This is a genomic window from Mesorhizobium sp. M0715, from assembly GCF_040320355.1.
Lineage (GTDB): Bacteria > Pseudomonadota > Alphaproteobacteria > Rhizobiales > Rhizobiaceae > Mesorhizobium.
On record NZ_JAMYPL010000025.1, the window covers coordinates 14,064 to 28,558 of the forward strand.

Sequence of the window (14,495 nt, forward strand, 5' to 3'; positions counted from 1 at the left end):
GCACATCTGGTCGCATCAGCCGAACAAAATCTTGCTCTGCTGCGCTGCGATATGCATAAGCGATGGCGACCGTGGAGGAACGATTATGGCTGCCGGACAACCGCTCTGGACCCCGACGCAAGACCAGATTGACGCAGCACCCTTGACCGCCTTCACCAAGGCCGCCGGAGTGAAAGCCGGCGTAGCGTTTTCCTCGTATTCGCAGCTTCACGCCTGGTCGGTCGAGGACCGTGAAGGGTTCTGGAGCCTGATCTGGGATTTCTGCGGCATCGTCGGCGACAAGGGCGATAACCTGCTCGTCGACGGCGACAAGATGCCCGGCGCTTCTTTCTTTCCCGATGCGACACTGAATTTCGCCGAGAATCTGCTGAAGAAGACCGGCTCAGGCGACGCAATCGTGTTTCGCGGCGAAGACAAGGTCGAGCGCCGGCTGTCCTGGAACGAGTTGCACGCGCTGACCTCGCGGCTGCAGCAGCTTTTCCTGTCGCTCAAGGTGAAGAAGGGCGACCGCATTGCCGCCATGATGCCCAACATGCCGGAGACCGTCGCCGCCATGCTGGCCGCCGCCTCGATCGGTGCCGTCTGGTCGTCCTGCTCTCCCGATTTCGGCGAGCAGGGCGTGTTCGACAGGTTCGGCCAGATCGAGCCCGTCGTCTTCATCGCGCCGGATGGTTATTGGTACAATGGCAAGGCGATCGAAGTCGCCGACAAGATCGCCGCGGTCGCGGCCAAGCTCGGCACTGTCCGCAAGATCCTGGTCGTCAACTATCTCGGCACATCGAGCGATGTCGCCGGGACCATCGACAAGGCGGTAGCGCTGGAAGAGGCGCTGTCGCCCTTCGCCGGCAAGCCTGTCACTTTCGAGCCGCTGCCGTTTTCGCATCCGCTCTACATCCTGTTTTCGTCGGGAACGACCGGCATTCCCAAATGCATCGTCCATTCGGCCGGCGGCACGCTGATCCAGCATGTCAAGGAACACCGGCTGCATGCCGGTCTCACCGATGGCGACCGCTTCTTCTACTTCACCACCTGCGGCTGGATGATGTGGAACTGGCTGGTGTCGGGGCTCGCTTCGGGTGCCACGCTGCTGCTCTATGACGGTTCGCCCTTCTATCCCGACGGCAATGTGCTGTTCGATTTCGCCGATGCCGAGAAGATGACCTTTTTCGGCACCTCGGCCAAATTCATCGATTCTGTGCGCAAGGCTGGTCTCAAGCCGATCCGCACGCATGATCTGGCCACGGTGCGGGCAATCTCCTCCACCGGCTCGCCGCTGTCGCCGGAAGATTTTCGCTTCGTCTATGACGGCATCAAGAAGGACGTGCACCTGGCCTCGGTCTCCGGCGGCACCGACATCGTCTCCTGCTTCGTGCTCGGCGTGCCGACGCAGCCGGTCTGGACCGGCGAGATCCAGGGACCCGGCCTCGGCCTGGCAGTCGATGTCTGGGACGACGACGGCAGGCCGGTCCGGCAGGAAAAGGGTGAGCTGGTCTGCGCAAAAGCCTTTCCGGCTATGCCGATCGGCTTCTGGAACGACCCCGATGGCAAGAGGTACCGGGCGGCCTATTTTGAGCGCTTCGACAATGTCTGGTGTCATGGCGATTTCGCCGAATGGACCGAGCATGGCGGCCTCATCATCCATGGCCGCTCCGACGCCACGCTCAACCCGGGCGGGGTGAGGATCGGCACGGCGGAGATCTACAATCAGGTCGAGCAGATGCCTGAGATCCTGGAAGCATTGTGCATCGGACAGGACTTCGACAACGACGTGCGCGTCATCCTGTTCGTGCGGCTAGCCGCCGGCGTGCAGCTCGACGAGGATCTGGAAAAACGCATCCGCGCTAAGATCCGCAGTGGCGCCAGTCCCCGCCATGTCCCGGCCAGGATCGTTGCCGTGTCGGATATTCCCCGCACCAAGTCGGGTAAGATCACCGAACTCGCGGTGCGCGATGTCGTGCATGGCCGCGCCATCAAGAACAAGGAGGCACTCGCCAATCCAGAGGCGCTCGAGCTGTTCAAGAACCTGCCTCAGCTGGCCGAGTAATTGGCAGCCGGCATGGTTAACGAAATATCTCGCTAGAATTTACCTAGATTTCATGAGTGGTACACATTCGTAAATTTTCCGGCGCCCCGGTAAGGAGTTGTTAAGGTCCGGCGTCGATAGTCGCAGGTAACTTGAGGGAGAAATCCCGTTCCTCAGCCCCGAGGATCCGAATTCGCTCAAGCCCCCGTTGTGACAGCAATCCCATCTCTTAAGGCGTCCTTTGGGCGCCTTTTCTTTTTATCGGGACCGAACCGCGGAGAGGGCTGACCTATTCCGCGAGCACACGGGTCGACGGAAAAGCCACCTCGACCAGGGTGCCTTCGCCCGGTGTCGAATTGATGGTGAACCGGGCACGGTTGGCTTCCACCATCGCTTTGGTCAACGGCAGTCCAAGCCCGGTCCCGTCGCCGCGTCCGCGCTTCAGGGCGTTGATCTGCTTGAACGGCTTCAGCGCCTGCTCGATCTCGGCATGGCTCATGCCGATGCCGGTGTCGCGCACCCGCATGACGACGTCGCCCGACGTCTCATAGGCGGTCGAGACGATCACCTGGCCGCCGGCCTGGGTGTAGCGGATGGCATTCGACAGGATGTTGAGCGCGATCTGGCGCACGCTGCGCAGGTCGGCCACCACTTCCGGCAGCCGCGAAGCGAAGCTGGAGCGGATGATGACCCGTTCACGGTTGGCCTGCGGCTGCATCATCGCCACCGTTTCGGCCAGCGTGTCGTTGAGCGACACCGCCTCATAGGCCATCTCCTGCTGGCCAGCCTCGATCTTGGAGATGTCGAGCAGGTCGTTGACCAGGTCGAGCACATGATTGCCCGAGCGGTTGATATCGCGCAGATAGTCGCGGTAGCGGTCGTTGGCGACAGGTCCGAATTTCTCGTCGACCATCAATTCCGAAAAACCGATGATGGCATTGAGCGGGGTGCGGATCTCGTGGCTGATGCGGGCCAGAAAATCGGTCTTCTGCGAGGACGCGCGCTCGGCCACCGCACGTGCCTGCGTCAAGTCCTCTTCGGCCCGCTTCCACTGCGTGATGTCGCGAACGACGGCGCAGAAGCCGCTGTCGTTGGGCAGCCGGCCGATGGTCATGAACAGCGGAATGAAGCGTCCTTGCGATTCGCGCCCGATCACCTCGCGGCCGTCGTTCATGACACTCGCCACGCCGGGCTCGGACAGCCCATTGAGATAGTCGCGTGCCGCGCGCTGGCTTTCAATCGCAAACAGCGAGGCGAACGGCTTGCCGGTCACATCGTCGCTGTCGAAGCCGAACAGCGCTTCAGCCGGCCGGCTGATCGATCGGATGGTGCCGTCACGGCCGATCAGCACGACGCCGTCGGTGGCGGTGTCGATAATGGTGCGCATCTCGGCGATGCGCACCTTGAGCTCGGAAATGTCCGGCTGCGTCTGCTCGTCGCCAACCACATGCAGGCTCGGCGGCGCATCATCCTCGCCGGAGCGTCGCACGACCAGCATCAGCGCCTTGCCGTCGCGCCAGGGGACAGAGCGCAAAATGGCCTCGATCGGAAATTCTTGTCCGTCACGCGTTTTCAGCCGCAGCGCGTGATCGGTGCCGTCGGAAACGCCGTCCTCGGCATAGGGGTCGGCAAACAGCGCGCCGAGGCCGCCGGCATCCGCCAGATCGTCAAGCGCCTCGTAACCCGTCAGGCTGAGGAATTCCTCATTCGCATAGTGCAACTGGTCCCCGGAATGGATGAGCAGCGGCACGGGCAGCTTGCCGAGCAGCGACGTGTCCGGAGCCTTGTGTTCATCTCCGGTGGAAAACGCCGATGGCACGAATCCTTCGGTCTTGAGCGGCGGAACCTGCAGGCGAGGGCGCTCGACGCGTATTTCCGCAGCGTCGCCTGCATTGACGACTTCCTCGGCAACCGCCTGCTCGTCGGGCGGCGCGGCTTCCTCGTCGGGCTGCGCCCAATCCTCACTGTCTTCGGCATCGCGAAAATCCGCTGACGTCATGCTGTCGTCATCGAGGCCATCATGTGTCGCGTCAGTGGCTTCAGGCTCTTCGCCGGGCGAAACGGCAGCGGTGTTCTCTGGTTCCGCCGCCGCGGGGCCACGTTCGTCATCTTGGCCGGCATAGTCGAGCAACGAGCCCGTCACATTCATCCCAGGGGGGGCTTCACGAGCCGCTTCGTCCGCGTGACCGTCAAGCCGTACCAGATCCCGCTCGTCTTCGGCATCGACATCGGGTGGCTCGACCGGTTCGTTCTCTGGCCCTGACGCAGGGATGACGCCGCTGTGCATCGGGTCGTCGGACGGCTTGACCGGAGCCTCGGCCTCCGCTGTCGACGCCTCCGCAGTCTCAGCCTCAGGCGGCTCGACCGGAGCACTATCCTTCTTCAGCCGCTCGCCGATTTCGCGGAACGCGCTGCGTTCCAGGGTCGACAGGCCCTTGTCGTTGGCTGGCTGGCGATGTTCGGCGAGCCGGATCACCTTGTCGGCAAAGCGCCGCTCCTGTTTCGGCACGATGGTCAGCGCAGGCACCTCGCCCTTGAACGGATCCGATGCCTGCGTGTCCTCGGCCTTAGGCTCCTCGGCGTTCGGCTGTTCGGGCGCGGGTTGGATGGCTTGCGGTTCCGGCGTTGCCGGTGCCTGGCTATTGGGCACCAGCGCCATGCCGATGGCCTCCGGATCGACGACCGCGTCGCTGGCGCGGGCGACGCCGAAGCCGCGGAAACCCTCGAAGGCGCGGCTGCGCCCATAGACAGGCAGCGCCGCCAGGTCGACCGGTATCATCAGATCGGTGCCGACGACCGGCCACAGCACGGAGCGCCCGGACCAGGTATCGCGCCGTTCGAGAAGCCCCGATATCTCGCCGGAGGGGTCGAGGCCGAATGTAGCGGCGACATCCCTGAAGCGTCGGCCTATTACGTCGGCCGCCGGCTTGCCGACGATGTCGGCGAATTCCGGCGACAGCGCGCTGAACTTGCCTTCGGCATCGGTGCGCCAGACGAAGCGCACCGGCGCCGCTGCGCGGTCCATCGCCGAGACGGTCGTCGGCGTGGCCGCGGAAGTGGACTGGATTTCAAGGGCCCCCGGTTCGGCCGGAGCTTCAGGTCCGGGCGCGGCAGGTCGCGGCGCCTGTTGCCCTCCGTCCTCGCCAGCGTTGAAGTACCAATGGTCGTGCTGCGCCGGCGTGCGCTCCAATGCCGGCTGATCGCTGTTGGCCGCTGTCGGCGTCTGTACGGTCGCGTCGGCGATCGCATGCGGCCGCGATCCGGCGACGTCCTCGGTCGGCAGCGAGGCGCCTGGTTCGTCGGTCTCTGCGCCCTGTTCCGGCCGGGAGGCCGCGTCGCCAGCCGGTGCTGCCTCGGCAATGGTTTGCGTAGGATGTTCGCCCGCAGGGGCGGTGTCGTCGAGCTGGTCCTCGTCGATCACCACCAGCAGATGCCGCTCCTCGGTCAATCTTGCCAGCCCCGCTGGATAGGAGGCCGTGCCGCCGGGGACAAGGCGCTTGACGATGCGGTCGCTCTCGGCTGCGACGTCGGCAACCAGTGCCGCCAGCGTCTCCGGCAGGATGCCCAGTGCCGAAAATCCTTCCGAGGCCGCCTCGACGCTGCCCCTGGCATCGACAAAGGCGATGAAATGACCATCCTCGGTGAAGCCGCTAATGGCGCGCGCGGCGATTTCGCTGGCATTGCGTGACCCGGTCTGAGCCGCCGGGACTGCCAGCATGATCGCCTTTTCGGCGTCCGGCATGGTCACCGCACTGGCCAGGAAGCCGACGGCGCGGCTGGTCATTCCGGTCGCCAGCCGCACCATGATGGCGCGGTCACTGCCAATCTCGGGAAATCCGCTGGTCGCCATGATCTGGCGCCTGGCGATCACGGGCAACTGCGCCGAGGCGCCGATGATCGCCTCGATGTCGGGATACCCGAACATCGCGGCTCCTGGCCCGTTGGCCCAGATCACCTGCTCCAGATCCGCCGACAGGATCGCGATCGCGTCGCCTGCCGCAAAGCGCTGGCGGACCGCGTCGAGCACGGCGACATCGAGGAAGGAGTATTCGGACGGCATGCGCTTGGCGGACCTCACGGAGCGGCGATTTTGCAGTTAACGCTTTGTTAATAAAAGCCGGAGGCGCGAAGGTCCACAAGCCAGAACGTGCAAAGGCCGGAATCTGGGCTCTTGGTTAACGGCCCAAAGAAATTTATGGTGCACTGCAACAAAGATATTGCAATGCACAAAATTTGCCTTTATATTGCCATCATACATGAACGAGACGGCTTTCTGTCAAAGCCGCTGCCGCTGAAAAGGATGGAAAATGTCCAGGACCAAGACCGCCGAGACGATCGAAAACGTTGAATTCCCGAGCTTCGACGCTTCCAAGGCCACCGACCAGATCCGCGCTTTCGCCGAAAAGGGCGTTGAGCAGTCGAAAGAGGCCTACGCCAAGCTGAAGACCGGCGCCGAGGAGACCCAGAAGGCTCTGGAGTCGACCTACGAGACCGCCAAGACCGTTTCCAACGACCTGTCGCTCAAGACCATCTCCGCTTTGCGTGCCAATGCCGAGGCCGGTTTTTCCCACCTCGAGGCCCTGATCGGCGCCAAGTCGCTGTCGGAAGTCGTCGAGCTGCAGACCGCCTTCCTGCGCAAGCGCGTCGAATCGACCGTCGAGCAGGCCAAGGACTTCCAGGCCGTTGCCTCCAAGGCGGCCGAGGACGTCTCCAAGCCGATCAAGACCGCCTTCGAGAAGGCGATGAAGGAAATCAAGGTTGCCTAACATTTGCGCATGATCGGAAGATGCAACAAAAGGTCGCATTTTCTTAAAAACGATCGGGTGTATGATGGCAGCCATCAAGGAATACCCGGTGAGTGGAACCTCCTCCCTCTGCTCCCCGGGGTGACCAGCCAGCACCTCCTCCCGCTGGCTCGTAACAGGAAAAGGCCGGCACCTCCTCCCGCCGGCCTTTTTCTTTGTCCGGCGCCTGGTCTTCTTGCCAGGCAAATGCCGCGTCGATGTGGGGAAGTGACCTTTGCTTTCCAAAAGCCTTGAATTAGAATCCATAAGCCCGTAAGGACGCATCGCCGAACGACAGAGCGGGCGGATGAGTTTCTGTTTCGATCCGCTCGGGCAACGTGCCGTTGTAGCTCAGATGGTTAGAGCGCCGGATTGTGGATCCGGAGGTCGCTGGTTCGATCCCAGCCAACGGTACCATCGGTTTTCCAGTAAGTAATTGAATTTATTGTAAAAGTTTACCTTTGGGACATAATTTGTATCACAGTAGGTCTCACAATGTGTATCACAAATAGGAACTGGGTGCGCTCGGAAGCGACGCGAAGTGATTGATACCAAAAAGCTTTTTTGCGACACGCGATGATCATTGTCGGAAACCGCAGGATTCTTGGCGAAGAAAATCGAACCGGAAAGGCTTCGGTGGACCGCTTCCCGTCCACCGTGGGAGCCGATGGATGGCATCAGGCGCACCCGTCGTTGGATTGGGACTTGGCGGGTGCGTCGGATCCAGACAGCCATGCCGGCGCCGTTTGACACTCATTGCGGATGGCTCGGCTCTGAGGTAATTTAGATCCTGATCGGATGGGAAAGTGCCTGCTGTCGCGACGGTTTTTTGTTTTCTGTTCCTGTCTCGGCTGATTGTGAGCTCTTTAACAGCCTTGATACCGCAACCTTGGGGGCTTGTGGTCATCAGGTAGCGACGGTGGAAACAGGCCATGCTCCGACTTTGCGGATTCATCGCGGTCTTCTTCGTAGCGGCCCTTACGACCTTCGATGCGTCGGCCGATCGACGGGTCGCCCTGGTGATCGGCAATTCCGACTACCGGCAATTCCCGGCGCTGAAGAACCCGGTCAAGGATGCCGAGGACGTCTCCAAGACGTTTCGACTGGCAGGGTTCGAAGTTTTCGTTGCAAGCAATCTCACCAAGCTGCAGTTCGAAGAGCAGTTCCGCAATTATCTTGCCGCGATCGATGGCGCCGACCTCGCCGTCGTCTACTATTCCGGTCACGGTTTCCAGATCGGCGGCGAAAACTTCCTGATTCCCGTCGATGCCTCGTTGAAGCAGGCGGCGGACATCGAGGTCCAGGCCATCAAGCTCAACGATGTCCTGGAACAGATGCGTTCGAAATCGAAGATCCAGGTGATCGTCCTCGATGCCTGCCGCAACAATCCGTTCCCGCGCAAGAATTACTGGCTGAGAGACCAGCTTATCACCTCCGGCAACGCCGGGCTCGCGCAGGTCAGAAGCTCGCTGAACACGCTCATTGCCTTTGCCACCGAGCCTGGGGCGGCGGCCTATGACGGCAGCGGCGACCTCAGTCCGTTTTCGGCGGCGTTTTCCCGTCGCGCGCTGGCCCCGAACCAGGAGATCCGCACGGTCATGGCGGCGGTGCGCCGGGATGTGGTGGAGGCAACAAAAGGCCTGCAGGTTCCCTGGGAGAACTCGTCGCTGATCGACGAAGTGGTGCTGATGCGCCGCAGCAACCGCCCCTCGCTGCCGCCGGTGCTGGAGAAAATCGTGTTGTCGGGAGTGGGCCCAGTCGATCTCGGCCTGCCGGAACCGGTCGATGTCGACGGCGGAACGATCACCGTGAGCATCGAGAGACCACCTGCTCTCGGCCGCCTCATGCTGGACGGCGAACCTGTCGAGGTTGGCGAACCGATCCAGGGCAAGGACCTGCCGCGTTTGCAGATGGATGTGCCCAAGGGGGTCGACGCGCAGGACGAGGTGGATATGCTGGCCTACGCCACGCATGACAATTGGGGCGGTCAAAGCCAGGGCATCCTGGTGTTCCGGGTCAAAAGCGGCGAAGGCGCCCATGGCGAACAGGTCATGGCCTCGCTCGCGGCCGAGCAAAAGCAACAGGTGGTGGAGCGCGGCATTCATATCACAGGTGCCGCCGAGGCGATCGAAAACCGTGACATTGATGTTCCCGTTGGCGTGGGCCCGGTTGCGCTTAACCTGGATTTCCCGACCGACGATCCCGCGGTCAGTCTCAAAGTTTCGGCATATCCCGCGACAGGAACCCTTTCGCTCCCCGACAGAACCCTGTCACCTCAGTCCAGCCTGATGGCCGCTGAAGTCGACCGCCTGCGCTACGAACCTCAGATCGGCGTAGCCGCGCCGGTCGAGGTCGGCTTCGAAATCCGTGCGGACAGCAGTTCGTCCAAGCCCGCCACGATGAAACTGTCGCCAACCGTCGATCCGTGCGACTCCGCCGCCGGCGAGCCTCTGGACCTGCAAGGCGTCGTTCCCGGCCTGCTGCCGAACGAAATCGGCGCCGGCGCCGTGGAGGTTTGCGAAGCCGCTGTGAAGGCTTATCCCGATGTCCCACGCTTCCGCTACGAACTGGGGCGCGCGCTGCTCGCAACTGGCAAGGTCGAGGAAGCGAAGACAGCCATCGAGGAGGCCGCCAAGAAGGGACATGTGCGTGCTGTGTTCGAACTCGGCTACATGTATGCGACGGGAACCGGTCTGGTCATCGACCGCACGCAGGCCAACGCGCTTTACGCCGCGGCATCCGACAAGGGCGATCCCTACGGCATGACGTCGTGGGGCCGCGCCTTGTTCAATGGCTATGGCGTCAAGCCTGATACCGCCAAAGGTCTGGACCTGCTGCTCAAGGCGGCCGCGATGGGGCACACCTATGCCATGAACGATCTCGCCGCGATCTTCACGGAAGGCCGCAACGGCGTGACCGCCGACCCGGCCCGTGCAGTTGCCTTCCTGGAGGCCGGCGTCCAGCGACAGGACATGTATTCTATGAACCTTCTCGGCCGTAACTACCTGGCCGGCGTGGGTGTCGAAAAGGACCCCAAGCAGGCGCAGGGGCTATTCCAGAAGGCTATGGATCTAGGCCAGCCCTACGCTCCGGCCAGCCTTGCGCGCATGTACCGGGATGGCGTTGGTGTCGAGCAAAACCTCGACGAAGCGCAAAGACTGTTCGAGTTGGCCACGGCACGCGGCGATCAGTCCGGCGCATATGATCGCGCAGCGCTCGAAATGCAGAAGGGCGCCAATGCCGACCAGACGATAGCGGTGCGCTATCTGGCCTTTGCGGTCGCGCTTGATCTTCGCAAGGAATTGCCGGGTGCCCAGACGACGCTGACGAAATTCGAAGTGAAGACGAAAACGGCCGCGCTCAAGCAATTGCGTGGCGAACTCAAGTCGAAGATCCCGGCGAAGGGCTCGCTTGACGACCAACTGGTCAATGCGGCCAGAGCGGTCTGGGAGCAAGCCAATCCGCGTCGGGACTTGTTTTGATCAGTGAGGAGGCAATCGTGGGCAGGGCAGTGAAGCAGGCATTGATCGCCACAGTTCTATCCGGCGCTCTGGTGGCAGTAGCGGGCTGCATGTCCGTTGCGCCCGCGCCCAAGGCCGAACCGACGGTGACGACGACAAAGCACAGGCCGAAGCTCATTCGCACGACGACCACGCCAAAGATCACCAGGCAGAAGAAGGCTATCGCCAAGAAACTCGTCGAACCGACTGAGGAAACCGCACCTGTCGTCGTTCCACCTTTGGGCGGCGGCAATGGCGGCACCGGTGGCACTGGTGGCGGAGGCGGCGGCTGGGGATAATGCTAACAGCAGGTCAGGGTTTCGCGGCACCGCTCGCCGAGGCCGCCTGCCACCATTTGACACGCCAACTCTGCCCCCGGACCTTGACCGGAAGACCGGCTGCAACTGCTCGCCAACCAGCCGCAAGTGCTCTATGCTCTCGCCAGGTGTCGTGTCGATACGGTGGTCCTGGTCAGGGGGCGTTCCATGTTCGAAGTCGTCGCATTCTGGTGGAAGACGAGGCTGAAAGGCCCCGCCACACGAGGTCTTGGCCTGATCGTCGCGCTTTCCGGCTTGCTGCTACTCGCATCGCAAGCCGCCAACGCAGCGCCGAACTGGACGCTTGATCCCACGGCTTCGGTGATCACCTACCAGTCGGTGAAGAAAAACACGATCGTCGAGACAAACAAGATCAGGAACATCACCGGCACGCTCAGCTCGGCGGGTGATGCCAAGGTCACCTTCGACCTCAATTCGGTCGATACCGGCGTCGACCTGCGCAATGTCCGCATGCGCTTCCTGTTTTTCGAGACATTCAAATACCCGACGGCCGAGCTGACGGCCAATGTGGATCCCGCCGCATTCGCCGATCTCGCGACAAAACGCAGGGTGAAGTCGACGCTGCCTTTCCGTCTCAATCTGCACGGCGTCGACAAGGACCTCGAGGCCAGCATCGTCGTCACCATGATCAGTGACGACATGGTCTCCGTTGCTTCGGAAGCTCCCGTCGCGGTTCACGTGGAGGATTTCGGCTTGCTGCCGAACGTGGACAAACTCCAGCAGGCGGCCAACGTCACCAACATCGTGCCCACCGCGTCGGTGTCGTTCGATTTCGTCTTCACCGCCGACGGCAGCAAGCCCGCTGCAACCCAGACCGCCGCGGCGAGTTCGACCGATGTAGGTCCCGTTGCCACCGACGCCGCCAAGGCGAACTTCAGCGATGAGGAATGCTTGAACAGGTTTGCCGTGCTCTCACGCACCGGCGCCATCTACTTCCGGCCGGCCAGCGCGCGGCTCGATGCGAAAAGCCGCCCATTGCTGACGGAGGTCGAAGGTGTCGTTGGCAAATGCCCAAGCCTGAAGGTCGAGATCTCCGGCTATACCGATTCCGATGGATCGCCGGACGCAAACAAGCAGTTGTCGGAGCGGCGCGCCCACGCGGTTGCCGACGCCTTGATTGCCGAGGGTATTCCGCGCAATCAGGTCAGCGCCGCCGGCTATGGCGAGGAGCGGCCGGTTGCCGCCAACGATACGCCGAAGAACAAGGCGCTCAATCGGCGGATCGAGTTTTCCGCCACCAAGCCCGTGAACTGAGGTTCCGGTGAGGTCCGATCTGATCGCCTGTTGCGGTGGCCTCTTTCGTGCCGCCGGGCTTGCCGCGCTTGCCTTGCTTTTGACTGTAACAGCCGCCAGTGCCGAGCGCCGCATCGCGCTGGTTCTGGGCAATTCCCAGTACCAGCACGCGGCGCCGCTCGCCAATCCGGTGCGCGACGCCCAGGCCATGGCCGAACGCTTGAAGAAACTCGATTTTGAGGTCGTTTCCGGCTTCGACCTGACCAAGCTGCAGACACAGGCGACGATCGTGCAGTTCGCGAAACAGGTGCGCGGTGCCGACATCGCGCTGTTTTTCTATGCCGGCCACGGCCTGCAGGTTTCGGGCAAGAACTATCTGCTTCCAGTCGACGCTGCGCTGGAAGATGAAACCTCCGTCGACTTCGAAGCCGTGTCGGTTGATTTCGTTTTGCGCCAGATGTCGCGAGAGACCAGCATCAGTCTGGTGTTTCTCGACGCTTGCCGCGACAATCCCCTCGCCGAGGTGCTGGCCAAGACCGCGGGCGTCAACGGCGCCAGCAGCGGCCTTGCCGAGATCCCGGTAGAGAATGGTGGCACCGGCACGCTCGTCGCTTTCGCCGCCAGTCCCAATCAACTTGCCTATGACGGGTCGGGCGAACATTCGCCTTTCACCTCGGCGCTCCTCAAGCGTATCGGCGAATCCAACGTCTCCATCACCGACGCCATGAACAGGGTCACCAGCGACGTCTTCAAGGCAACCTCCGGCAAGCAGCGTCCCTGGATCAACGTTTCGCTGAAAACGGATGTCGTTCTGCACAAGGTCGATCTCAATGCGCCGTTGATCGTGGGCGAGGCGAGCGCACCTCCAACCGAAGGCGGCTCCGACGCAAGCAACACCGGCGCTGCAGGCGCATCAGGCCAAAGTGACGACCAGCTTGCGCTCGATGTGCTGCGTCAGAAGATCCCCAGGCTGGCTTCGGACGATCCGATCTTTTTCGACCATCCGATCGATTTCGGTGATCCGGCAATCGATGGCAAGAGCATCGCCCAGCTGATCAAGGGCAAACCCCTGTTCAGCCCGGTGGAGGGATTGGACAAGTCGGTATGGGAGGACAAACATTGCGACGGCTGCCATGAATGGGACGAGGCACGGCTATGCGAACAGGCGAAAAATTTCGCCACCAACGATGCTTCTGTTTTGCGCCTGCAACATCCACTTGGAACGCGCTTCAAGGTGGCGCTTGCCAAATGGGCTCAAGGTGGCTGCAAGTAAGCATCCGCCGATTGGCGCAGGGCCTCGATCTCGGCCATCTGGATGCCCATTTCGACAAACGCGGAAAGAACGGCAAAGCGGTCCACCAGTGCGACACGCGCCAGCCCGGCCAGAACACCCGCATTGATTGCATGGGCGGCAGGAAACGGCTGCAAGGCCGATGGTGCTTCTGCGCCGACAACAGATCCGACAATAAAGGAACCATTGTCACGCCATCCCGCCGCCCGGGCAATCCAGGCTCCCGGCGTTGTTGGCGGCGTTGCCTCTGCCTGGCTCACCGCGGGGCGATGGCTGTCCGGTTCACCGACCCAGTCGCGAACATAGGCGAGCAACTCGTGATCAGTTCCATCGAGCAACTCGCTCAGATGGCTCAGGCATTCATGCGCCCACCAGACCGCAGCCCGGTCGGGAAGCAGGTAGGCACAGAACGTGATCGCCTCTTCGGGAACGCGCCCGGCGAGCAGGTCGCGGCAAAACTCGATCGATTGCTGTTCGGTTGGAAGGGCTCTCATGTCCCGGGCAATAGCGGGACAAGCCATGAAGAGATCCTGTGCCGTTTTGAATCGGAGCTCATTGGCCATGACCGCCACGCCTTCATCGAGAAGCTCCAACCACTCAAGCCCCAGGCGCGGCGCGGGTCAAGTCTCAACCGGTGACGCTGCAACAACTGCCGGCACCGCCGCATCCCCTGGCGTTTATCGACAGACAATTGCCCCGGAATTTGGTATGATCACCACCATCGAAATCGGATGCTCAAACAGGAGTAACCGCTATGCAGTGGGGCAGTTCAGCCTTGGTGTTGGCAGTCGTGTTTTTCTCGACTCACGCTTCCGCCGACCCTGTTCAGAAATCAGAAGACATCGTGAAGTTTTTTGCCGGCGCCGCCGACCTCGGCAAGTCGCGAGGAATTTGTGTAGGAACCGAGGAAGAGTGCAACAGCAAGACCAAGGCAAAAGACGCGCCGGCCGAAAAATCCAGCCTCGATATGCTGATCAATTTCGGGTTGGATTCGGCCGAACTCGACGCGACAGCGCGCAGTGAACTCGACGAGTTCGCCAAGGCCCTGAAGGACAGGCGGCTGAGCACATTCAACTTCGTTGTCGAAGGCTACACCGATGCCACCGGCACGGTCCACTACAACGAGGGCCTGTCGCAACGGCGAGCGCAATCGGTGGCAGCCTTCCTGACGGCCAATGGTGTCGAGGCCGCCCGCATCAACCCGATCGGCATGGGCGAAAAGAATCCGCGCAGCCCCAACCCGTACGATCCGGCTAACCGCCGCGTGGAAATGCGGATAAAGACGCAATAGCACCTACCGCGTGCCACTGTTCCAGGAACGCCGGC

General features: G+C 62.0%; 9 protein-coding genes and 1 tRNA gene. 8 read left to right on the forward strand and 2 right to left on the reverse strand.

Features of this window, described 5'->3' with window-relative positions; genetic code table 11:
- Positions 1 to 85 precede the first annotated feature (85 nt).
- Positions 86 to 2,044: an acetoacetate--CoA ligase gene (locus tag NKI21_RS25350; RefSeq protein ID WP_352440787.1), complete on the forward strand. Its 1,959-nt coding sequence runs from the start codon at positions 86 to 88 to the stop codon at positions 2,042 to 2,044.
- 268 nt (positions 2,045 to 2,312) lie between these two features.
- Here the strand turns inward: NKI21_RS25350 and NKI21_RS25355 are convergent, their stop codons facing one another.
- Positions 2,313 to 6,083, reverse strand: a complete 3,771-nt coding sequence (locus tag NKI21_RS25355; protein ID WP_352440786.1) for a PAS domain S-box protein — start codon at positions 6,081 to 6,083, stop codon at positions 2,313 to 2,315.
- Between the two features lie 247 nt (positions 6,084 to 6,330).
- Between NKI21_RS25355 and NKI21_RS25360 the strand changes: the two genes are divergently transcribed.
- The 6 genes from NKI21_RS25360 to NKI21_RS25385 all read left to right on the forward strand — a co-directional run bounded on the left by NKI21_RS25360 (position 6,331) and on the right by NKI21_RS25385 (position 13,151).
- Positions 6,331 to 6,789 (forward strand): phasin, encoded by a 459-nt coding sequence (locus tag NKI21_RS25360; protein WP_013530255.1) that lies wholly within the window; start codon positions 6,331 to 6,333, stop codon positions 6,787 to 6,789.
- 358 nt (positions 6,790 to 7,147) lie between these two features.
- Positions 7,148 to 7,224 (forward strand) — tRNA-His (locus tag NKI21_RS25365).
- Between the two features lie 515 nt (positions 7,225 to 7,739).
- Positions 7,740 to 10,289, forward strand: coding sequence for a caspase family protein (locus NKI21_RS25370; RefSeq protein ID WP_023809172.1), 2,550 nt, complete (start codon positions 7,740 to 7,742; stop codon positions 10,287 to 10,289).
- Between the two features lie 17 nt (positions 10,290 to 10,306).
- Positions 10,307 to 10,606, forward strand: coding sequence for a hypothetical protein (locus NKI21_RS25375; RefSeq protein ID WP_245273064.1), 300 nt, complete (start codon positions 10,307 to 10,309; stop codon positions 10,604 to 10,606).
- Between the two features lie 186 nt (positions 10,607 to 10,792).
- Positions 10,793 to 11,899 (forward strand): OmpA family protein, encoded by a 1,107-nt coding sequence (locus NKI21_RS25380; protein WP_023809170.1) that lies wholly within the window; start codon positions 10,793 to 10,795, stop codon positions 11,897 to 11,899.
- Positions 11,900 to 11,906: 7 nt separating this feature from the next.
- The gene (locus NKI21_RS25385; protein ID WP_352440785.1) at positions 11,907 to 13,151 is read left to right on the forward strand and encodes a caspase family protein; all 1,245 of its coding nucleotides are present in this window, start codon (positions 11,907 to 11,909) and stop codon (positions 13,149 to 13,151) included.
- Here NKI21_RS25385 and NKI21_RS25390 read toward each other — a convergent pair.
- Positions 13,133 to 13,762: a DUF6931 family protein gene (locus NKI21_RS25390; RefSeq protein WP_245273063.1), complete on the reverse strand. Its 630-nt coding sequence runs from the start codon at positions 13,760 to 13,762 to the stop codon at positions 13,133 to 13,135. The genes NKI21_RS25385 and NKI21_RS25390 overlap by 19 nt on opposite strands.
- A gap of 161 nt (positions 13,763 to 13,923) precedes the next feature.
- On the opposite strand from NKI21_RS25390, the gene NKI21_RS25395 reads away from it, so the two are divergent.
- Entirely contained in the window at positions 13,924 to 14,460 is a 537-nt protein-coding gene (locus tag NKI21_RS25395) for an OmpA family protein (RefSeq protein ID WP_352440784.1), read from the forward strand.
- Positions 14,461 to 14,495: the final 35 nt, after the last annotated feature.